Genomic DNA, 21,395 nt, shown 5'->3' on the forward strand with positions numbered 1-21,395 from the left:
ATGTTTCAAGGGAGGGCGCTTTATGCTTAAAAAAGGAAACACACAACTCTATTTTCTGGCTCGGGTTCTTATCGTGCTGAGCTTGCTTGTTGGTTGTAGCACAGCACCGGCCAATACGCCAGCCAATACCGGAAAGGCGGTGGAAACATCTGCGTTAACACAGCAGGCAGAGCAAAAACAGGCCGAGCAAATGCCGACCGCACAGGCGTCGGCTCCCGCTTTATCCGAATCCCAGGCCCAAACGGCTCAACCTGCGGCAATGAACCATCCATCACAATCAAAACCGATACCGCAAAAACAGGAAAAAGAAAAAAATAATGCTTCTTCTCAGAAACAGGAAAGAGAAACAACGAAAGCAGTCGCAGCGGCAGAACGGACAGTACCGGTTCAAGCGGCTGCGAAAGCGACGGTCGATCATGCGAAAACGAAAAAGGCACAACAGGCTAGCGAAACCTCCCCCGCTAAAAAAATGGTCTCCTTTTCTATTGTAGCGGATAAGGAACGGGGAACGATACTTTCGCCAACCGAAGTTGAAATTCAGGAAGGCGATACTGTACTTGACGTGCTCAAACGGGTTACGCGAGAGAAAAAGATTCAGATGGAATATCGGGGCGTGAAAGCGACCGCCTACGTAGAAGGAATTGACAATCTATACGAATTTGACAGGGGAAGCAAAAGCGGTTGGATGTACCGGGTAAACGGGGTCTTTCCGAATAAAAGCGCCGGTATTTTTCCGGTTAAAGCCGGCGACAAAATTGAGTGGCTATATACCGTTGATTTAGGACGGGATTTAGGGGCGAAACTGGAATGAACGGCGGCTTTGCCTCTTTCCACCCCGTTCCGTGTTTTTTTTATTATACAGGGGTCATTGTATTTGCCATGCTTTTCTTTCACCCCATTTTTTTACTCACCGCTCTGGTGTTGCTTCTTGTGTTGAACGTCTTGCATAAGCGGAGTCAACAATTACGCCGCTTGTTTTCGCTATATTTGGTGCTTGGCGGAGCTTTGATTGTATTAAATCCGCTTTTTTCACAACGTGGTGTGCACATTTTGTTTTATTTTCTTGAGCGACCGATTACATTGGAGGCGGTAGTATATGGATGTACGATGATGCTGTCGGTGTTGGTCATCTTATTAGCGTTTTTATCTTATCATTATGTTATTACGACAGATAAGCTCATGTATCTTTTCTCCCGTTTTGCTCCGAAAACGACTTTGTTAGCGATGATGGCGATTCGCTTCGTTCCGTTGCTTAGGCGCAGGCTGTATCAGATTGCCCTGGTTCAGCGGACAAAGGGAGTTTCTATCTACCATGGATCTCTGGCAAAACGGGCGCGCGATGGAATGAAGCTGCTGCACATACTATTAATCTGGTCGTTGGAAGAGGCATTGCAAACGGCCGATTCCATGAAGGGGCGCGGATATGGCACTGCAAAGCGCAGTTTTTATTTTCCTTATCGTATGGAACGCAGGGACTGGACGGTTCTGCTTGCGCTTGGTGTCACTGGTATCGTTTGTATAGCAGGATGGGGAATAGGTTATGGTGTATTGCCCATTTATCCGCGACTTGGCCATCTTCTGTTGACCCCCGCAGAAACGGTCATCTATGTTGTTTTTTGCATATATTTGCTCATTCCGCTGTGGATAGAAGGAAAGGAGAGAAAAGTGTGGCAACGTTTGAAGTGAAAAACTTGACTTTTTGCTATCCAGATGAAGAGATAGCCGCTCTTTCCGATATTTCGTTTACCGTTGCGGAAGGGGAGTTTATTGTGCTGTGCGGGCCATCCGGTTGCGGGAAAACAACTTTACTGCGTCATTTTAAAAAGGAGCTAATGCCCGTAGGAACACGAACAGGAGAAATTTTATACAATGGAAAATCATTAGTGGAACAAGATGACATGACAGCTGCAGCTGAAATTGGAATGGTTTTGCAAAATCCAGAAAATCAAATGGTGATGGATACGGTTTGGCATGAGCTTGCCTTTTCGATGGAGAATTTAGGATATTCGGTTCCGGTAATGCGTAAGCGCCTTGCTGAAATCGTGCAGTTTTTTGGTTTGGAACGTTTATTATATATGCCGGTACATGAACTTTCCGGTGGACAACAGCAAATGATAAATCTGGCGTCCGTCCTTTTATTACAGCCGCGTGTTTTGTTGCTGGATGAGCCGACGGCCCAGCTTGATCCGGTTGCATCCCGCGAGTTTCTGCAAATGATTCGTCAAATAAACGATGAATTTTCGCTTACTGTCATTATGTGTGAACATCGGTTAGAAGAAGTATTGCCGCTTGCAGATCGGGTGTTGATGCTACAGCACGGGCGAATGAAATATCAGGGAACACCCGAAGAAATGAGCCGGGAAATCGCAGTGCGGCAGGATACTGCGTATTTTTCTTACTTGCCTTCTGTTGCCCGTTTGTATTTAAGCGCTCAAAGCAATGATTTATCCTCTTCGATCCCCTTAACGGTACGTGAGGGAAAACGGTGGTTGCAAGCGGTGATGAATGAAACGGAAAGGAGGCCAACTTTGTCTTCTTCCGCTTCACATGTTGCTGATTGTAACTCAAATATATTCCTGGAGTGTCACGATATTGCTTTTCAGTATAAACAGGAATTACCTCCGGTTTTGCAAAAGCTTACACTTACTGTATATGAAAAAGAGCTTCTTGCTATTTTGGGCGGGAATGGCACGGGAAAATCGACGCTGCTGCAAGTGATGGGCGGGATGCTTGTACCGCAGCGCGGTAGCATATGGCTAAGGGGCCGCTCAGTTCATAAGATAAAAGAAGCGGAGCGCTATCGCATGATTGGATATTTGGCGCAAAATCCTCTCCTGTATTTTCTTCATGATACTGTGGAAGAAGAGTTGTGGTATATGGCGGATTATGTGGGGAGCGAGAGACCTGAGGAAGAAATCTCTTATCTCTTATCGCTTTTAGAAATAGAAAATGTACTGAAAAAACATCCACATGATTTAAGCGGGGGACAGCAGCAAAAGGTTGCCCTTGCGTTGATACTGCTATCACGGCCACACATCCTGCTTGTAGATGAGCCGACGAAAGGAATGGACCCATTGGTCAAAGAGCGTTTTGCTGAGCTGCTTGATACGCTGCGTGCGCAGGGTATGACGGTCGTAATGGTTACGCACGATATCGAATTTGCGGCGCGCCATGCTTCCCGCTGCGCTCTGCTGTTTGATGGGGCGATTACGACAGAAGCTGAACCTTCTGTTTTTTTCAGTGAAAATTATTTTTATACGACCGCTATTAATCGCGTAGTGCGGCAGTATTGGCCGGAGGCGTTAACCTATGAGGATGTGATGGACAGATGGCGCGTTCTCATCGGTTAATTTTGGTTAGTCTCGTTCTCCTTTTGACCATTCTTGCGCTTTCGTCCGCGTTTACGGACGAACACTACTTATTGCTTAGTTTCGTATTCATTGGAGTCACTTTGCTTCCGTTTTTTGCTAAGTTTGAACGGAGGCATATTGAAGCGCGGGAATTGGTACTGCTTGCCGTATTAGCGGCTATCGCCGCCGTTGGGCGCGTCCCTTTTGCGCCTTTACCGAGCGTACAGCCGACTTCGTTTGTCATTATCGTATCTGCCCTCGTTTTCGGTGCGGAGGCCGGATTTGTCATTGGCGCGGTTGCCGCTCTTATTTCTAACGTTTTTCTTGGTCAGGGGCCGTGGACGCCATGGCAAATGTTTTGTTGGGGCATGATTGGTGTGACGGCAGGTTGGTTCAAAGATACGTGGTGGATGAAAAAGCGACTAGGGTTGCTGGCATTTGGTTTCGTATGGGGATTTTTGTTTGGGTGGATCATGAACATATGGTATTTGATTGCCCTGCCGGATGCATTCAGCTGGCAATTGGTTGTCGTCGCTTATGCGCAGAGTTTCTATTTCGATCTTGCACATGCTTTGTCCAATGTGTTTTTTCTTGCCGTGTTTGGGACAAGCTGGACGAAAATTTTGCTGCGTTTTCGACGAAAATATGCTTTGCTTTAATGGAAGGCGTGCCTTTGATAAGATGTACCTTTGCCTATCCCCATGTTGAAGGAGAACATTTTCAGCTTGCAATTCTTAGATGAATATTATACGGTGTTTCTATGAGAACAGACGCTGGCACTGCTCAATCTGTTCTATATATGAGTCAAGGAGATGAACGCCATGCGCGCAGAAGCAGTTAAGTCCAGTAGAACTTTCACAGATCCGATTGAAAAGCACTTTTATGATATTATCAGTTTGATTGGTGAAGATCCAGAACGGGAAGGATTGCAAGAGACACCGAAGCGCATTGCCAAAATGTATCGGGAGATTTTTAGCGGGCTTCACGAAGATCCGGCTGAAGTGCTTGGAAAGACATTTCCAGCTGAAGGAACAAATGATATTGTGATCGTGCAGGATATTCCGTTTTATAGTGTATGCGAACATCATTTTGTTCCTTTCTTCGGAAAGGTTCATATCGGTTATATCCCAAACGGTCGTATTGTCGGCTTGAGCAAATTTGCTCGTCTTGTTGAGATTTTGGCACGCCGTCCGCAGGTACAGGAGCGGATTACGAATCAAATTGTGGACACGCTTGAAAAAGTGATTGAACCGGTGGGCGCGATCGCTGTGGTGGAAGCCGAACATCTGTGCATGAGCATGCGCGGGGTGAAAAAGCCGGGCAGCAAGACAAGAACCATTGCCCGCCGCGGTATTTTTGAAAAAGACAATGGCGTACAGGAAGAACGGTTCTTCCGTTTGCTGGAGAAAGAATGAAAAGATTGGAAAGGGCGGGCCTCCGCCTTTTTTCTTTGCCTAGCTTTTGGAATGATGTATAATAGTCAGAAAATAAAATTCATACATAAGTGGTGGAGGATAAACAGAGATGGTAGCACAGAAAGTAAAAACGATGTTCCAGGAGAAGTACAGAGGAGTGGGCCGGATATTGATTTCGTGTCCGGATCGGCCGGGGATTGTTGCGGCGGTTTCTAAGTTTTTACATGAAAATGGCGCCAATATTTTACAATCGGATCAGTATACGCAGGATCCGGAAGGCGGCATGTTTTTTATGCGAATTGAATTTTTTAAGGAAGGTCTTGAAGAAACGGTTGACGAGTTGCGCCGCGCGTTTACGACGGTGGCGGATCAATTTAGCATGAATTGGAAAATTACGCTGGCCAATCGTCCTAAAAAAATGGTGATCTTTGTATCTAAAGAGGATCATTGCTTGCGTGAATTGCTTTGGAATTGGCAGGCAGGCGATCTGAACGCTGAGATTACAATGGTAATCAGCAACCATGAAGATTCGCGGGAACTTGTTGAGTCGCTGGGGATTCCATATCACTATTTGCCGGTAACGCCAGAGACGAAGCCGGAAGTGGAGAAAAAACAGCGCGAATTAATGGAAGGAAACGTTGATTTCATCGTGCTGGCACGCTATATGCAGATTTTGTCTTCGTATTTGGTGGAGCATTTCCGCAATCGAATTATTAATATTCACCATTCCTTCTTGCCGGCATTTATCGGTGGCAAGCCGTATGATCAAGCGTACAAGCGCGGGGTAAAAATTATCGGCGCGACCGCGCATTATGTAACAGAAGAACTTGATGCAGGACCGATTATCGAGCAGGATGTAAGCCGCGTCAGCCATCGCGACAATGTGAACGACTTGAAGAAAGAAGGCCGTCACATCGAACGCATCGTTCTTGCCCGTGCCGTAAAATGGCACATCGAAGACCGTATTCTTGTAGATAAGAACAAGACTGTTGTATTTACATAAAAAACGGAATTGCCCCCGCATAGGGGGTTTTTTTTCGCGAGGCGTCTGCCAGACGTTGCTTTTTCCGTGTGGAGCGTGTGGCACGGAGGAAGAGAAAGATAGGCAACGTTTGTGCATTTTTCTCATTTTTGTATGCAGAGGCAATAAAACGCTCATAATAAATTCAGCAATAGGACTGGATGATACGGAAGGTTCCCTTTACTATTTTTATGATTGCATACCTGTTAAGGGATACGTTCCTAGTATGTGGTAAATCGGACCTTGCGGTGTCAGCGTGGAATGAAACAATACAATTTCTTGCACAGTCCAAGCAATAGCTTGTACACAAGGCAGTTTTTCCATGGGAAGAGGAAAGGAAGCAGCATCTGGTTCGCGTGCTAAAGTAATGTGCGGGCGATAGCGCTTTTCTTCCTTATAAAGGCCGAGATGAGCCAAACGCGCCGCCAATGTTTTTTGCAAATCATATAACCCGGGGGTCTGTTCCTGCACCCCGGCCCAAAGTACGCGGGGCCAGGTTAGATTAGGGAATGCTCCAATTTTGGCTAGGCGCAAAGAAAAGGCTGGAGATGTGGTGGCTACGGCTTCCATTTCCTGCTGCACAAGTTCGGACTGTTGTCTGGAAAGCTCGCCGAGAAAATGCAGGGTCAAATGCATATGATGCGGCGTTTGCCATTTTCGGCATTTGACATTTCGTTTTAGTTCGCGTTGTAGTCGCAAAAGTTCTTGGATGGTTTCTTCATTAAATTGAATCGCGGTAAATAGTCTCATACAACCTCCTCCTTTTGTTCTATTTTATGCTTTTTTGTGTGAAGGTGCACGGTGAGTAATAAGCGGGGAGAGGGAAGGAATTCCGCGTGCAGCGTCGAATCAATAAAATTATCAGGTAAATAAGGCATTGGTTTTGGAAATGCCATAAATATGATTTGAGGTGATTGTATGAGCAAGCGTGTACTAATCGTAACAGGGGATGCCGTTGAGGCACTAGAGGTGTTTTATCCGTATTATCGTTGCCTGGAAGAAGGCTTTGAAGTGACGATTGCTTCGCCTTCTGTAAAGAGATTGCAAACGGTAAGCCATGATTTTGTGGAAGGGATGGAGACATACGTCGAAAAACCGGCATATGGCTTAGAATCTCATGTGGCATTTGCCGATGTGGACCCGGCCGCATACGATGGGTTGATTATTCCGGGCGGACGAGCACCTGAATATATTCGTCTAAATGAGCACTTACCGCGAATTGTGCGCCACTTCTTTGAGGCCAATAAACCGGTAGGTGCCATTTGTCATGCGGCTCAAGTGCTTTCGGTTGTACCCGATTTAATGAAAGGAAGGGAATATACAGCCTACTCAGCTTGCAAGCCTGATGTCGTTGCTTGCGGTGCAACTTATATTGAAGAAACGCTACATACGCAAGGAAACCTTGTGTCTGGTCATGCTTGGCCGGATTTGCCAGGGTTCATGCGCGAGTTTATTAATTTGTTGCGTTAGGAAAGCCGGTGCCGCTTTTGGGGAGGCACCTTATTTTTCCTTAAGGATAGAAAAGAGGGGAAAATAGTGAAGGCTCAAGCTTTGTGCGATTTTCTTGGCACAGTTCCCCTATTCGCTTCACTTACGGAGCAGGAGCGGAAAGAAATTGCTGGCTTGATGTTGCATAAGAGAGTAAAGAAGCGCGACATCCTGTTTTATGAAGGCAAGTCTTGTACCGCCATTTATCTGCTGAAACAAGGCACGGTCAAAGTCTATAAGATAACTGAAGATGGCAGGGAACAAATCGTGAATGTACTGCATACAGGCGATATGTTTCCACACGTTGGCGTGTTTGGGGGAGGAGTGTACCCAGCGACGGCGGAAGCGCTTGAAGATGCTTCTCTTTATTTTATTAATGTGAAAGAATTGACAGCACTTTTGACTAGCAATCCGTCTCTTTGTCTTCGTTTGTTGCAAGTGTTGGAGGCTAAGATTCTTGAGTTACAGCGGCGCCTTTCTGATGTTCTCAGCAGGGACATGAAGGAAAAAATCATAAATACCTTATTGTCACTGGCAAGGTCAAAGGGCAAGGAAGAAGCGGGTGGTTATTCGCTGGAGATGGAGCTAACCCACCAGGATTTGGCTGATATGGTGGGAACGACCCGGGAAACGGTTAGCCGTATTATTAGTCAATTGAAAAAAGACGGGTTCATCGAATTTAATGTGCACCGCATTTGGATTAGGCATTCTTAGGCAAAAGGAGCCGGATGCGGTGAGAAAAGGGCAAATAAAGAAAGCAAATCTTAAATAGGTTCTCCTTTCACATCATTATCTACTTTACCTACTTTCGTGGCATAGCCTGTCTGTCTGCCGAATATATTGGGTGCTAGAAGGTGGTGGACAGGAGTTATGGATGTCTCGTTTTGGATAAGGTTTGTTAATATTATTATTATCGATATTGTACTGAGTGGAGACAATGCGGTTGTTATCGGTATGGCAAGCAGGAAACTGCCGCCCCCTCAACGGAAAAAAGCAGTTATTTTTGGGACGGCTGGCGCGGTGGGGCTGCGCATTGTTCTGACGGCTCTTGCCACCTGGGTGCTGCTGATTCCATATCTGAAGGCAATTGGGGGCGTTGTGCTCGCTTGGATTGCATTTAAATTGCTGATTGGTGATGGAGAAGAAACTTCCGATATCAAAGCAGGACATACATTATTTACCGCCGTGCAGACGATTATTATAGCCGATTTTGTTATGAGCCTGGACAACGTGCTGGCGGTTGGAGGGGCTGCACATGGTGACTTTATGCTGTTACTATTTGGTTTGGGGCTGAGCATTCCGTTACTCATGGTCGGTAGTAACGCTGTGGCTGCTTTGATGGATCAGGTTCCGTTATTGATTTATATCGGCGCCGGGATTCTTAGCTATACGGCGGGTACGATGATTATATCAGAAGAAGCGGTACAGCACCGTATCGCTCCTGTATATTATTATTTGGATTGGCTGTTTCCTTTGTTGTTGACTGCTGTCATACTCGGGTTAGGGATCTGGTGGCGGAAGCGGCTGTATCAGTCAATTATTTGATGTGTTGTGTGCTCCAACATTTACCTTTCTTTCAACTGTATGCAACCTCCTTTGTGGTGACATTCTATAGATACACCACACAAGGAGGTGAAACAACATGGCACAAAACAACAATCGTAGCTCTAACAATCTGGTTGTGCCTCAAGCTCAAAACGCTCTGGACCAAATGAAGTATGAAATCGCTTCTGAGTTCGGCGTAACGCTTGGACCGGATACAACCGCTCGTCAAAACGGTTCTGTAGGTGGCGAGATTACGAAGCGTCTTGTTCAAATGGCTGAACAACAGCTTGGCGGCCGTGCATAACTTTCATAATTGGCTTAAAGGGTCGGCGAAAATTCGCCGACCTTCTTTATTTCTGGAAGAAGGACGGGTGGGGAGTGCCTGGGGGCTTTCTTTATTTTTTGGATGCGAACTTATATCTAAATTTTGAATACCACATTTTTTCTAATAATTTAGGAAAATAAAGAAGGAAAATAACAAAAAAGATAGAATAATTAACTTACGGTAAACGTTTTCAAAGGAAGTAAGAATGTTTACCACTCTTACAAAAGTAAACAAAATTTGGAGGAGATGGAGAATGGCCGAATTACAGTTGCATGCACCCGAGTACTATAACATGGTGAATGACATCGAGCGGCATGCGAAAGACCCGAGTAAGCTGGCATTGCTGTGGGAGAATGAAGAAGGGAAGACAAAACAATTTACGTATTCTGAATTATGTCGACTTTCCAATCGGTTGGCGAATGGATTGGTAGAGTTAGGCATTAGTAAGGGCGATAAAGTCATGATTATTCTTCCACGTATTGAGCATGCGTATATTAGCTATATGGCGGTGCTAAAAATTGGCGCTATCGTGCTTCCGAGCTCGGAAATGCTAATGCCGAAAGACATTCTCTACCGTGCGACGCACGCTGGCGTTAAAGCGGTAATCGCCTATCACGAACTTACGGAACGCATTGATGAAGTGCGTTCAGATTGCCGCACGATGGATACGTTTATTGTGTGCGGTGGCGAGAGAGAAGGATGGATTTCTTTTGATAAAGTGATTGAGGGTCAGAGCGAAGAATTCAAGGTTGAAAATACGCGTGCGGACGATATTGCATTTTTAAACTATACCTCAGGCACCACCGGTAATCCGAAAGGAGTTATTCACACTCATAGCTGGGCGTATGCCCATCAAGCGATTGCGGCTAAGCTATGGCTTGATGTTCAGGAAAACGATGTTGTCTGGGCAACAGCCAGTCCTGGTTGGGCAAAGTGGAATTGGAGTCCGTTTATTTCCGTACTCGGTTCCGGTGCGGCAGGGTTTGTGTATATGGGCAGGTTTGAACCGAAGAAATATCTCTCCTTGCTTGAGAAATACAAAGTAAACGTATTGTGCTGCACGCCGACTGAGTATCGCATTATGGCAAAGGAAGAAGGACTTGAAAAGTATAACTTAGAGCATCTTCGCAGCACGGTCAGCGCGGGTGAACCGCTAAACCGCGAAGTGATTGACACATTTAAAAAATATTTTAATGTTACGGTGCGTGACGGCTACGGTCAAACCGAAAACACGTTGCTTATTGGGACGCTGAAGGGAATGGAAGTCAAACCTGGCTCCATGGGTAAGCCAACTCCTGGAAACCGGATTGCGATTATTGATGAGGAAGGTAACCCAGTGCCGTGCGGACAGGTGGGCGATATTGCAGTGCATCGCAGTGTGCCGGCATTGTTCAAAGGCTATCTCAATGATCCGGAGCGTACGGCGGCCGCATTTCGTGGCGAATGGTACCTGACAGGCGACCAGGCAAGAGAAGATGAAGACGGTTACTACTGGTTTGAAGGTCGTTCCGATGATATTATTATTAGCTCCGGTTATACGATTGGACCATTTGAGGTGGAAGACGCGCTGGTGAAACATTCGGCCGTAAAAGAGTGCGCGGTTGTCGCAAGCCCGGATCCGGTGCGCGGCAGCATCGTAAAAGCATTCGTGATTTTGCGTGACCCGAACGCCGCTTCTGATGCTCTTGTGAAAGAGTTGCAAGAGCATGTGAAGAGCGTGACTGCCCCGTACAAATATCCACGGGAAATCGAGTTTGTATCCGACCTGCCGAAGACAACATCCGGCAAAATCCGCCGTGTTGAACTGCGTCAGGCGGAGAAAGCACGCAAAGCTGCTCAGACGCAATAATAACAACAATCTTCGGGCTAAGGCTCGAAGATTGTTTGTGTTAAAAGGAGGCAAGCGTTCGTTCATAAAGATAAATAGTTGACGAAAAAACAAAAACATGCATCATAGACATTTTTCTGAATTTATTTAAAAATAATAATTGAAAACATATAAATAAATAGGAGTGAAGGAGGAGCCAAACATGGTGGATAAGCGCTGTTCTTTACAGGAAGCGATACAAATGATTAATGACAACGATATGATTACTTTTAGTGGCTTCGTTATCTGGCGTCGTCCCATGGCTGCCGTTTATGAGATGTTGCGTCAGGAAAAAAAGGGCCTACACCTTGTGGAAGTTAATTCTGGCACCCACGCGGAAGTACTTGTGGGGGCAGGAGCGGTTTCTATCTGGGAGTCGTGCTGGATTGGACATGAACTATACGGAAAAATCCCATATTGTCTTGACCGAAAACTGAAAGAGCGCTCAGTCATAGTGGAAGATTATAGTCACCAGCATATGCTGTACCGGATGACTGTGGGTGCGATGGGCATTCCTTATCTGCCGACCTGGGCGTCGCGTGGTACCGATATTTTAAATCCGGAATACGATATGCTGGAAAAAGCGGGCTTACGCGATGGTTCTAACGAAAAAATTCCAGCGAAAAAATTCGATTTTGCGCAGGATCCATTTTACAACGAGGGAGAACTTATCCATGTGCCTGCTGTACAGCCGCACGTTTGCATTGTGCATGCTCAACAGGTGGGAGAAGAAGGAACCATTAGGATTTCCGGGCAGACGTACTCGGACGAGCAGGCCATTAAAGCGTCCGATTTAGTGATTGTACTGGCGGAAGAAATCGTGCCTGAATCATATTTGCGCGAAGAGCCGGAACGCAATTTGATTCCAGGTTATTTAGTGGATGCGATTGTAGAACTTCCATGGAGCGCGCATCCGACAGGAGCGTACGGTTATTATGACGCAGACGGCGCTTTTATTCGCGAATTCGCAGCCGCTTCAAAAACGGATGAAGGATTCAAAGCATGGGCTGACGAATGGGTGTTTGGTGTAAGAAGCCATGCAGAATATCTGAATAAGTTAGGGGTATCACGTCTGGAAAAGCTGCGGGCGAATTCGTACCGGAAATATAGCACAAAAGTGAAACGGGGGGAACGGTAAGATGACGCACAAAACGTACGCAAAACTTGGCGAATATTCAATCATAGACATGTTGGCGGTAGCGGCGGCTCGCGAGGTAAAGGACGAAGAAGTTGTATTCGCTGGTACTGGGCTGCCAATGTTAGCGATTATGCTGGCCCAACGGCTAAATGCGCCAAATTGCAAGCTTATTTATGAAGCGGGTACGATAGATTCCAGAAGTGATTCACTGCCGTCATCCGTAGGTGATCCGCGTTGTGTGACGAAGGCTGCAGTCGCCTCCGGTCTATTTGATGTATTTAACCAATTGCAAAGAGGAAAAATCGATCTTGCGTATCTCGGCGGAGCGGAAATTGACAAATATGGCAATGTAAATACTACGGTTGTTGGCGATTATACAAATCCTACTATGCGTTTTCCTGGCAGTGGGGGCAACCCGGATATCAACTCGCTCGCCAAACGTACCGTATTTATTATGGTACAGGAAAAACGCCGTTTTAAAGAACGAGTAGACTATATCACATCCCCAGGTTGGATGGTGAAGAAATGGCCGGAAGGAACGCTGGTACCCCGTAGGCAGGTATATGGCAAAAAGTTTTTGGGCGGTCCGAGCGCAGTGATTACCAATATGGCGGTATTTCGTTTTAACGAGGAAACGGGAATGATGTATGTGGATACGATCCACCCGGGCGTTTCACAGGAGCAATTGCAGGAGAACACAGGTTTTGAATTGGACTTTTCTCGTTGCAAAGGGGAAACGGAACCACCGACGTATGAAGAGTTACGCATTCTTTACGAAGCTGTGGATCCGGAAGGCATTTTTCTTACGCCACAAAGGAAAAAATAAATAAGCAGTTTAATCAAAAACGGAGCGGGAGTAATGTGTCACGCTCCGTTTTGGCGTTATACGTTGAACCTTGTTATTTCTCGTCCGTTAACACGGACAATGATAGTTTTGATATTGCTTTCTTTTACCACGATGGTACGGGTCTGTTTAAATCCGGAGACAGAAGAGCTATCGTCCAGTTTTACTTGATCTACATCAATATTAATTTGCTGCCCGGAACGGGTTACGACAATAATTTGTCCGTTATATCCTGCACTGGGCAGATCGTATGTAAATGTAATGTATAGATTGCCGTTTTTATAGTACGCGTCCTGAATGGTGGTCAACCGAGAGCCTGAACGTACGCCGACGTCTTCGTACGGAACAATTTGACCGAAACGGTAAATGACGTAAGCGGCTTCACCCCGGGTAAGGGTGGCGCGTGGATCGAATTTACCGTTATCGCGCCCGTAGATGAGGTTAATTTTATCGGCGATGACGACATCGGCTCTATATCCCGGAGCAATATCCTTTGCATCTTTGAAAGGAATACGACTTGTATTAATGTGGGAAGATAAGTCTTGTTTGTAGAGATAGCGGTATGCATTTACGAGATAGTGCGCCATTTCCTGGCGTGTAATGTTTCGCCCGCCGCGAAAACTTCCCCTGTTGTCTATGATGTTGGCTTTGCACAGGCGAACCAATTCGTCCGCGTAATAATCGGAAGCCTTCACATCTGTAAAATAGTTTTTTACTTCGTGTCTGTATCCTGTTGTTTTCAGATCGTTTTTAAGAATTTTTGCCAGCATGACTACAAATTGTCCGCGGGTCAAAGGGCGATCCGGGGCAAATGTGTGATTGTTTATGCCGCTAATGACCCCTTGACTGGTGAGGGAAAGAATTTGCGCTTCGGCCCAGTGTCCATTTACGTCCGAAAACGGAGCAGCGGCTGCCGCAGAACCCCCTCCCGCAAGCAGACTACCTACAGCAACAGCTGCGCTGGCAGCAAGTATGATCCAGTTTTTCTTCATTATTTCGTCACCGTCTTCTGTAATCTCTTCTATTGTTTTGACTCATTTTTTGTGCAAAAGTTGCTAAAAAATAATACAAGCACAAGCACCGATAGTTGTATGAGGAAAGGAAAATCAGCCCATACTACCTGTGGAAAGGTGGAGCGGACTATGGGCTGGCTTGTTTTTTTAAGCGGTATAGCAATTTTTATATTGTTGATTTGGTTTATGTCTGTCCGAATTAAAATCGTATATGAACGTACAAACGAGAATGACCGAATTGATATTGAAATATCGGTGCTTAAAAGGTTGTTGAAATATCGCTTTACAGTGAATCAGCTTCAGATCCGAAGCATTTCTGAAGGGATCAAAGTTTCGGAAAGAGTGGAGGTCGGGCAGCAAGCTCCGAAACGGGCAAAGAAAACATGGATTACACCGCGTACCATTCAGGTGTGGCAGTGGAAATTTGCGCGTTTGCTGCGGAATGTATACGATTTGAACCAGATTTTGCGCCGAACGTTAGAAAATGTTCGGGGCGAGGAATTAATATGGAAAACAAATATTGGGCTCGGAGAAGCGTCGGCTACCGGTGCGGTTGTTGGTGTGGTTTGGACGGTAAAAAGTGCGCTGATAGCGCTTCTTTCCCATTATATTTCTTTGCGCGCCAGACCGCGGTTGTACGTCATTCCAGATTTTCAGCGCGAAATGTTGGATATTTACTTGCTTTGCATACTCCGGTTGCGAATCGGACATGCTATCATTGCGGTTATCCGAATTATGATAAATTATATCCGGAAAGGACGTGAACGTGTATGGGAGAACATCCGATTCAAGGCTTGATGAAAACGGCGATGGAAAATATTAAAGAAATGGTAGATGTTAATACCATTATTGGAGATCCGGTGGAAACACCGGATGGAAGTGTAATTATTCCTGTCTCTAAGGTGGGATTCGGATTTGCGGCTGGAGGTAGCGAGTTTGAGACACAACAGGAAACCAGTGAAAGTGGACGTCGAAGTTATGAGAGCGATGTGACGCGTCAGCATGGAAACAGTGGAAAAAAAGGAGAGCTTCCATTCGGGGGAGGAAGCGGTGGTGGAATTTCCATTACTCCTGTAGCATTTCTGGTTGTCGGAAAACAAGGGATTCGTTCTATCACGCTGCAAGGACAGGCCCATCTTTATGAGCGAATGATGGATTTGGCGCCAGCTGTTGTGGAAAAAATTCAAGGAATGATTCGGAATAAGGATTCGGAAAAAAAGTGCAATAGCGGTGATAAAAGCGGCAATGAAATTATGGAGGAATTGCATTAAAGAAAAAAGAGCAAAAAGAGCACGTGACAGTGCTCTTTTTTGTAGGAGAAAACTTTTTTATTTTTTAACAATGACGAGCAGCAAATCGCCCGTTTCGATCGAATCGCCTTCTTTAACATGGATCTCTTTGACTACGCCATCGAACGGTGCCTGCATGGTCGTTTCCATCTTCATTGCTTCGGTGACGATGACATGTTCACCTTTTTTCACTTTGTCGCCTTGCTCCACCATGATTTTCAGCACTTTGCCTGGCATGGAAGCGCCGATTTGTCCTAGTTCGGACGGATCAGCCTTGGCACGCTGGACTGTGGTCACTTTTGCCGATGCGTCGCGCACATTAATTTCGCGCGGCTGGCCGTTTAACTCGTAGTAGATGGTACGCATACCGTCCGGTCTGACTTCTCCGATGGATACAAGCTTCACTATCAGCGTTTTTCCTTGTTCAATGTCGACGGCGATTTCTTCACCCAGGCGTAGACCATAGAAGAAGGTTGGTGTATCCAGCACAGACACGTCACCGAATTCTTGCTGGCGTTTTTGCATATCAAGGAAGACTTGCGGATACATCACGTACGACATTAAATCATAGTCGGTTACCGAGCGCTCCAGCTTTTCTTCCAGCATCGCTCTAATCTCGTCAAAATCAGCGGATGGCAGCAATTCGCCTGGACGGGTGGTGAAAGCTTCGCGGCCTTTCAGGATGATGCGCTGCAACTCCTCGGGAAATCCGCCGTACGGCTGGCCGAGATAACCCTGGAAGAACGTAATGACTGATTCAGGAAAGTCAATGGTTTCGCCTTTTTCGTATACATTCTGTTCGTTCAGGTTGTTTTGCACCATGAACAATGCCATATCGCCCACTACTTTGGAAGACGGCGTTACCTTGACGATATCCCCGAACATACGGTTGACCGTGGCGTACATCTCTTTCACTTCGCCCCAGCGGTCGCCAAGCCCGACGGCTTTCGCCTGTTGTTCCAGATTGGTGTACTGACCGCCCGGCATTTCATGCTTGTATACTTCGGCGTTGCTTGCTTTCATCTCCGTTTCAAATCCAACATAGTACTTGCGTACATCTTCCCAGTAATCGGCGAGCTTCTGATAGTTTTCGTGACAAAGACCAGGCGTCCGCTCATGGTGTTCGAGCGCGTATGCAATGGCGTTCAGGCTCGGCTGTGAGGTTAGACCGGACATGGAACTTAGCGCCACATCGACAATGTCGACACCGGCTTCGGAGGCTTTCAGCAGCATCGCGCCCGCGTTGCCGCTAGTATCATGCGTATGCAGGTGAATCGGAATGCCGATTTCTTGTTTCAACGCTTTGATCAATTCGTACGCGGCATATGGTTTCAGAAGACCAGCCATATCTTTAATTGCCAGGATGTGAGCCCCGGCTTTTTCCAGTTCTTTTGCTAGATTCACGTAGTACTTCAGATTATATTTATCACGTTTCGGGTTCAAAATATCGCCGGTATAGCAAATGGCCGCTTCCGCGATTTTGCCTGTTTCGCGCACCGTTTCGATCGCCAGGCGCATCCCTTCCACCCAGTTGAGACTGTCGAAAATGCGGAACACGTCAATGCCGGCACGTGCCGCAGTTTCAATAAACTTCTGGATAACGTTGTCCGGATAGTTCGTGTAGCCAACAGCGTTGGCACCGCGGAACAGCATCTGGAACAGAAGATTCGGGATTTTTTCACGCAGTTTGAGTAAACGTTCCCATGGATCCTCATTCAAAAAGCGCATGCTCGTATCAAACGTCGCGCCACCCCACATTTCCAGCGAGAACAAATCGGGCGCAAGCTTGCCGGTCGCTTCGGCGATTTGTAGCAAGTCGTATGTGCGGACACGGGTTGCGAGCAGCGACTGGTGCGCATCACGAAACGTCGTATCAGTGAGCAGCAGTTTTTTCTGTTGCTGAATCCATTTCACTACGCCTTCCGGTCCGTGCTCGTCCAGAATTTGTTTGGTGCCTACTGGGTATTCCTGCCAATATGAAGTTTCCGGGATACGCGCTTTCGGAAATGTTGGTTTTTTGTCCATCTTCGCCAAGCCTGGGTGCCCGTTGACAATCGTCTGGCCGATATAGGTAAGCAGCTTGGTGCCGCGGTCTTTTCGTTTTGGAAACTCGAACAATTCCGGCTTCGTATCAATAAAAGAGGTGTCGTATGTGCCGCGCAGGAAATCCGGGTGTTGCATGACGTTTTCTAAGAACGGGATGTTAGTCTTTACCCCGCGAATCCGGAATTCCTTGAGCGTGCGCAGCATTTTTCGCGCAGCGCGTTCAAATGTGAGCGCATGTGTCGACACTTTCACGAGCAGAGAATCGTAGTATGGTGTGATGGTGGCGCCAGGCGCGCCGATTCCTGCGTCCAGACGAACGCCGAACCCGCTGGCCGAACGGTATGCGAGCAGGCGGCCAGTATCCGGTAGAAAGTTGTTTTCCGGATCTTCTGTTGTCACACGCGATTGAATGGCGTACCCACGCATTTGTACGCTCGACTGAGATGGAATGCCGACTTCCGGATCTTCTAACGCATATCCTTCCGCGATGCGGATTTGCGATTGCACGATATCAATTCCGGTGATCATCTCTGTAATCGTGTGCTCGACTTGAATGCGCGGATTCACTTCGATAAAATAGAAATTCCCATCGGGTGTGACCAGAAATTCGACCGTACCGGCATTGATGTAACGGGACGTCTTGGCCAAGCGCAGGGCTGCATTGCAGATGTCTTCCCGCTGTCGCTCAGTCAAGGACAGGCTTGGGGCGACTTCGACCACCTTTTGGTGCCGGCGCTGGATGGAACAGTCGCGCTCGAACAGGTGGACGGCGTGCCCATACCGGTCAGCCAAGATCTGTACTTCGATATGTTTCGGGTGTTCAAGATATTTTTCAAGATAAACAGCCGGGTTGCCGAACGCGGACTTCGCTTCGGAACGGGCGCGGTCGAGGGCGCTTTGCAGTTCATCCTGCTTGCGAACGATGCGCATGCCGCGACCGCCGCCCCCGGACGACGCTTTGATGATAATGGGATAGCCATGCTCTTTGACGAAACGAAGCGCTTCTTCGAGCGTGCGTACTGGTTCCGGGGTGCCGGGGATGACCGGAATGCCAGCTTCGATCGCCATTTGGCGGGCGGTCACTTTATCGCCGAACATGCGGATGTGTTCAGATGTCGGACCAATGAACGTGATGCCTTCTTCTTCACAACGTCGGGCGAATTGTTCGTTTTCCGACAGGAAGCCGTAACCCGGATGAATGGCATCGACGTCGTGGCGTTTGGCGATTTCGATGATGCCCTCAATGTCCAGATAGGCTTCGATTGGGCCTTTGCCTTCTCCGATGACATACGCTTCGTCAGCTTTAAAACGATGCAGAGCAATATTGTCTTGCTCGGAATACACGGCAACTGTGCGAATGCCAAGCTCCGTGCAGGCTCGGAAAATTCGGATGGCAATCTCGCCGCGGTTGGCCACCAGTACTTTTTTGAACGTTTTGATCTGAGCCATTCAATCTCCCTCTCCTACATTGAAATTTTTATTTTTCTTAAAGTAAAAAGCTATGTTAAATTTGATAACTATAATTAATAATAACACATGAATGAATATTCAAACACATGAAAACACCAAAATGGATAATTTTCTTGCAAAGCAGAAAAAGCGGAAACGATTATGAGGTGAGGCTTGGAGGATGAAAGAAATGAATGAGAACCATGACATACAACAAGTGATTCGGTTTACTGTACCGTGGAAAGCAGATAGAGGAGAACAGGAAAAAAGAAACGTGCGCAGCTTTTTGCGCGAAGAACACGGCATCTCCCGCAGTTTGCTCGTCGAACTGAAGCGCGCCAAAGGGATTCGCTTGAACGGTGTTCCAACCTATCTAGATCATCCGCTTGCTCCGGGGGACACGGTAGAACTATATTTACCTGAAGAAAAATCTGAAAATGTTGAGCCTGAGCCGATCCCATTTTTCACTATTTATGAAGACGATTATATTCTTGTGGTGGATAAAGCGCCGAATCTTTGCGTACATCCAACGATGCTTCATCCGAATGGCACGTTGGCGAATGGTGTAGTCTACCATTGGCAGCGGCAGGGAATTTCACGTAAATTCCGCCCGGTTAATCGTCTTGATAAAGACACATCAGGTCTTGTGCTAATCGCGAAAAATCAATATTCACACCAGCAGCTAGCTGCCGTGCAGCGCGCGGGAGGCATTATCCGCTACTATGAAGCTTTCGTGCATGGACAAGTGAGGGAGGATACAGGGACAATTGACGCTCCAATCCGGCGCAAAGCAGATTCGCTGATGGAGCGAATCGTGCATGAGGATGGACAGTGGGCGCGTACCCATTATACAGTGCTAGGAAGGTACGCAACATTTACTCACTTACGTTTGAAATTGGATACGGGTCGCACGCATCAAATTCGTGTTCATATGAGTTATATGGGACATCCATTGCTTGGTGATGATTTATACGGTGGAGAAAGGATGCTAATTGGTCGCCAGGCGCTGCATGCTCGCATGTTGTCCTTTCCGCATCCGCGCGATAAAAGGATGCTATCGTTTGAGGCTCCGTTGCCGGACGATATGGCAACGTTGCTTGTTGCCGCCCACAACAAGCTATCGTTTCGTTAAGTCTATGAGCGGATATTGTTTTTATCCTTCATTAATATGATGAATAGGATAAAGAAAGGAGCTATTATTGGTTTGTTTATCAAGTAATAGCTCTTTTTTTGCTTTTTTCATTAGACGCGTTAAAGCAGAAAATTCAAGTAATTTAATCTGATTCTTTTAAAAAAAAAGAATATTTCGCTTAATTTTTTGCTTTAAAGTAAAATAGATCGTGTTATAATGAATATATTAAATTTTTATAATAAAGAAAAAAATTAAAGATGTAGGGGGAATGTGTATGGTGAGAAAAAGGCGATGGCTGGCATTGCTTTTTGTGACGATGCTAGTGTTGCTGAGCGCTTGCGGAGGACAAAGCGTTAACCAGCAAGCAGAAGAAACAGAGAAGAAAGCCGGGACGGAAGCTGGAGCGAGCGCCGATAAGAAATTCAAAATAGGTGTTTCACAGTATGTTGAGCATCCGGCATTGGATGCGGCGCGGGAAGGTTTCATTAAAGCGTTGAAAGATAACGGTTTAGAAGAAGGAAAGAACCTGGAAATTGATTATCAAAACGCGCAGGCTGATCAGACAAATGTCAATACGATCGCACAAACATTTGCCGCTGATAAAAAAGATTTGATTCTTGCCATCGCGACGCCGAATGCGCAGGCGATGTTGCAAAACATAAAAGATACGCCGATTCTTTTTACAGCTGTTTCCGATCCGTTAAGCGCCAAGCTGGTGGATAATCTCGAGAAGCCGGGCAAAAATATCACCGGTTTTTCTGACACGCCGCCGGATGTAATTCCGAACACAATGAAAGCCATTAAAGATTTCTTCCCGCAGGCGAAAAAAGTTGGCATTATCTATAATAGCGGAGAAGCGAATTCCGTGGCGAACGTGAAAGTGGCAAAGGAAGAGTTGGGCAAACTTCAGCTTACCCCGGTGGAAGCTACCGCGACCAATACGAGTGAAATAAAGCAGGCAGCAGAGTCGCTTGTGGGTAAGGTGGATGCCATATATGTACCGCAGGATAACACCGCGGTGGCGGCACTGAAATCAATCGTGAGCGTTGCGAATAAAAACGACATTCCCCTATTTGTGGGAGAACTTGAATCCGTGCGCAATGGGGGTTTTGCTGGCGTCGGATTTGAGTATTCCGATATCGGATACGAAACCGGCTTGATGGCGGTTAAAATCTTGAAAGAAGGAGCAAAGCCGGGAGATTTGCCTGTTGGCTACCCAAGCAAGTTGAATCTTGTGTTTAACAAAGAAGCGGCAAAAGAACAGGGAATCGATTTTGAGAAACTGCCGAAAGAAGCAATGGATAAGTGGAAGCCAGAAATGCTTGAAAAAACAGAAGCAAAATAATGCGACCGCATGAAAGCAGGTCCTCCGGTGAAAGGAATCGATGAGCCGGTTCCTTTCCGGAAACCGCATCCCGTGCGTAACGATAATAAAGAATGATAAAAGAGGAGCAGGTGTGAAAGGAGGACGTC

20 protein-coding genes are annotated in these 21,395 nt (G+C 46.6%); 17 read left to right on the forward strand and 3 right to left on the reverse strand.

Annotation, left to right across the window (positions count from 1 at the left end; genetic code table 11):
* Window positions 1-22 precede the first annotated feature (22 nt).
* From BLR88_RS05920 to purU, 6 genes are all read left to right on the forward strand, one after another.
* Window positions 23-811, forward strand: a complete 789-nt coding sequence (locus BLR88_RS05920) for a DUF4430 domain-containing protein (protein ID WP_057899504.1) — start codon at window positions 23-25, stop codon at window positions 809-811.
* Window positions 808-1,686: an energy-coupling factor transporter transmembrane component T gene (locus BLR88_RS05925; protein WP_091260168.1), complete on the forward strand. Its 879-nt coding sequence runs from the start codon at window positions 808-810 to the stop codon at window positions 1,684-1,686. The genes BLR88_RS05920 and BLR88_RS05925 overlap by 4 nt, the downstream gene beginning before the upstream one ends.
* Window positions 1,668-3,350: an ABC transporter ATP-binding protein gene (locus tag BLR88_RS05930; RefSeq protein WP_091260170.1), complete on the forward strand. Its 1,683-nt coding sequence runs from the start codon at window positions 1,668-1,670 to the stop codon at window positions 3,348-3,350. Before BLR88_RS05925 ends, BLR88_RS05930 begins: the two co-directional genes overlap by 19 nt.
* Window positions 3,329-4,009 carry an ECF transporter S component gene (locus BLR88_RS05935; protein ID WP_057899501.1) on the forward strand — a complete coding sequence of 227 codons (681 nt, stop codon included), beginning with the start codon at window positions 3,329-3,331 and terminating at the stop codon, window positions 4,007-4,009. The genes BLR88_RS05930 and BLR88_RS05935 overlap by 22 nt, the downstream gene beginning before the upstream one ends.
* 162 nt (window positions 4,010-4,171) lie before the next feature.
* Window positions 4,172-4,765, forward strand: coding sequence for a GTP cyclohydrolase I FolE (gene folE, locus BLR88_RS05940; RefSeq protein WP_082706064.1), 594 nt, complete (start codon window positions 4,172-4,174; stop codon window positions 4,763-4,765).
* A gap of 109 nt (window positions 4,766-4,874) precedes the next feature.
* Window positions 4,875-5,768, forward strand: coding sequence for a formyltetrahydrofolate deformylase (gene purU, locus BLR88_RS05945; protein WP_057899499.1), 894 nt, complete (start codon window positions 4,875-4,877; stop codon window positions 5,766-5,768).
* Window positions 5,769-5,975: 207 nt separating this feature from the next.
* Here purU and thpR read toward each other — a convergent pair whose 3' ends face one another.
* Window positions 5,976-6,536, reverse strand: a complete 561-nt coding sequence (gene thpR / locus BLR88_RS05950; protein ID WP_091260172.1) for an RNA 2',3'-cyclic phosphodiesterase — start codon at window positions 6,534-6,536, stop codon at window positions 5,976-5,978.
* A gap of 168 nt (window positions 6,537-6,704) precedes the next feature.
* On the opposite strand from thpR, the gene BLR88_RS05955 reads away from it, so the two are divergent.
* The 7 genes from BLR88_RS05955 to BLR88_RS05985 all read left to right on the forward strand — a co-directional run bounded on the left by BLR88_RS05955 (window position 6,705) and on the right by BLR88_RS05985 (window position 12,975).
* On the forward strand, window positions 6,705-7,256 hold the full coding sequence (locus tag BLR88_RS05955; RefSeq protein ID WP_057899497.1) for a DJ-1/PfpI family protein: 552 nt from the start codon (window positions 6,705-6,707) through the stop codon (window positions 7,254-7,256).
* Window positions 7,257-7,322: 66 nt separating this feature from the next.
* On the forward strand, window positions 7,323-7,988 hold the full coding sequence (locus BLR88_RS05960) for a Crp/Fnr family transcriptional regulator (RefSeq protein WP_057899496.1): 666 nt from the start codon (window positions 7,323-7,325) through the stop codon (window positions 7,986-7,988).
* A gap of 156 nt (window positions 7,989-8,144) precedes the next feature.
* Window positions 8,145-8,819 (forward strand): TerC family protein, encoded by a 675-nt coding sequence (locus BLR88_RS05965; RefSeq protein WP_057899495.1) that lies wholly within the window; start codon window positions 8,145-8,147, stop codon window positions 8,817-8,819.
* A 97-nt stretch (window positions 8,820-8,916) separates the two neighbouring features.
* Entirely contained in the window at window positions 8,917-9,123 is a 207-nt protein-coding gene (locus tag BLR88_RS05970; protein ID WP_057899494.1) for an alpha/beta-type small acid-soluble spore protein, read from the forward strand.
* 274 nt (window positions 9,124-9,397) lie between these two features.
* Window positions 9,398-10,993: an acyl-CoA synthetase MbcS gene (mbcS, locus tag BLR88_RS05975; RefSeq protein WP_057899493.1), complete on the forward strand. Its 1,596-nt coding sequence runs from the start codon at window positions 9,398-9,400 to the stop codon at window positions 10,991-10,993.
* Window positions 10,994-11,174: 181 nt separating this feature from the next.
* Window positions 11,175-12,149, forward strand: coding sequence for a CoA transferase subunit A (locus BLR88_RS05980; RefSeq protein WP_091260174.1), 975 nt, complete (start codon window positions 11,175-11,177; stop codon window positions 12,147-12,149).
* A gap of 1 nt (window position 12,150) precedes the next feature.
* Window positions 12,151-12,975 (forward strand): CoA-transferase subunit beta, encoded by an 825-nt coding sequence (locus BLR88_RS05985; RefSeq protein WP_057899491.1) that lies wholly within the window; start codon window positions 12,151-12,153, stop codon window positions 12,973-12,975.
* Window positions 12,976-13,031: 56 nt separating this feature from the next.
* Here BLR88_RS05985 and BLR88_RS05990 read toward each other — a convergent pair whose 3' ends face one another.
* Window positions 13,032-13,985, reverse strand: a complete 954-nt coding sequence (locus BLR88_RS05990) for an S-layer homology domain-containing protein (protein ID WP_091260176.1) — start codon at window positions 13,983-13,985, stop codon at window positions 13,032-13,034.
* Between the two features lie 150 nt (window positions 13,986-14,135).
* On the opposite strand from BLR88_RS05990, the gene BLR88_RS05995 reads away from it, so the two are divergent.
* Window positions 14,136-14,804, forward strand: coding sequence for a DUF2953 domain-containing protein (locus BLR88_RS05995; RefSeq protein WP_057899489.1), 669 nt, complete (start codon window positions 14,136-14,138; stop codon window positions 14,802-14,804).
* Window positions 14,777-15,277: a GerW family sporulation protein gene (gene ytfJ, locus BLR88_RS06000; protein WP_057899488.1), complete on the forward strand. Its 501-nt coding sequence runs from the start codon at window positions 14,777-14,779 to the stop codon at window positions 15,275-15,277. The genes BLR88_RS05995 and ytfJ overlap by 28 nt, the downstream gene beginning before the upstream one ends.
* A gap of 57 nt (window positions 15,278-15,334) precedes the next feature.
* On the opposite strand, the gene pyc is transcribed toward ytfJ, so the two are convergent.
* The gene (gene pyc, locus BLR88_RS06005) at window positions 15,335-18,790 is read right to left on the reverse strand and encodes a pyruvate carboxylase (RefSeq protein WP_057899487.1); all 3,456 of its coding nucleotides are present in this window, start codon (window positions 18,788-18,790) and stop codon (window positions 15,335-15,337) included.
* 190 nt (window positions 18,791-18,980) lie between these two features.
* On the opposite strand from pyc, the gene BLR88_RS06010 reads away from it, so the two are divergent.
* A complete protein-coding gene (locus tag BLR88_RS06010) occupies window positions 18,981-19,922 on the forward strand; it encodes an RluA family pseudouridine synthase (RefSeq protein WP_091260187.1) in 942 nt (313 codons plus the stop codon).
* Between the two features lie 274 nt (window positions 19,923-20,196).
* Window positions 20,197-21,267 (forward strand): ABC transporter substrate-binding protein, encoded by a 1,071-nt coding sequence (locus BLR88_RS06015; RefSeq protein WP_057899486.1) that lies wholly within the window; start codon window positions 20,197-20,199, stop codon window positions 21,265-21,267.
* Window positions 21,268-21,395: the final 128 nt, after the last annotated feature.

The sequence above is a fragment of the Aneurinibacillus thermoaerophilus genome (genome assembly GCF_900099925.1).
GTDB lineage: Bacteria > Bacillota > Bacilli > Aneurinibacillales > Aneurinibacillaceae > Aneurinibacillus > Aneurinibacillus thermoaerophilus.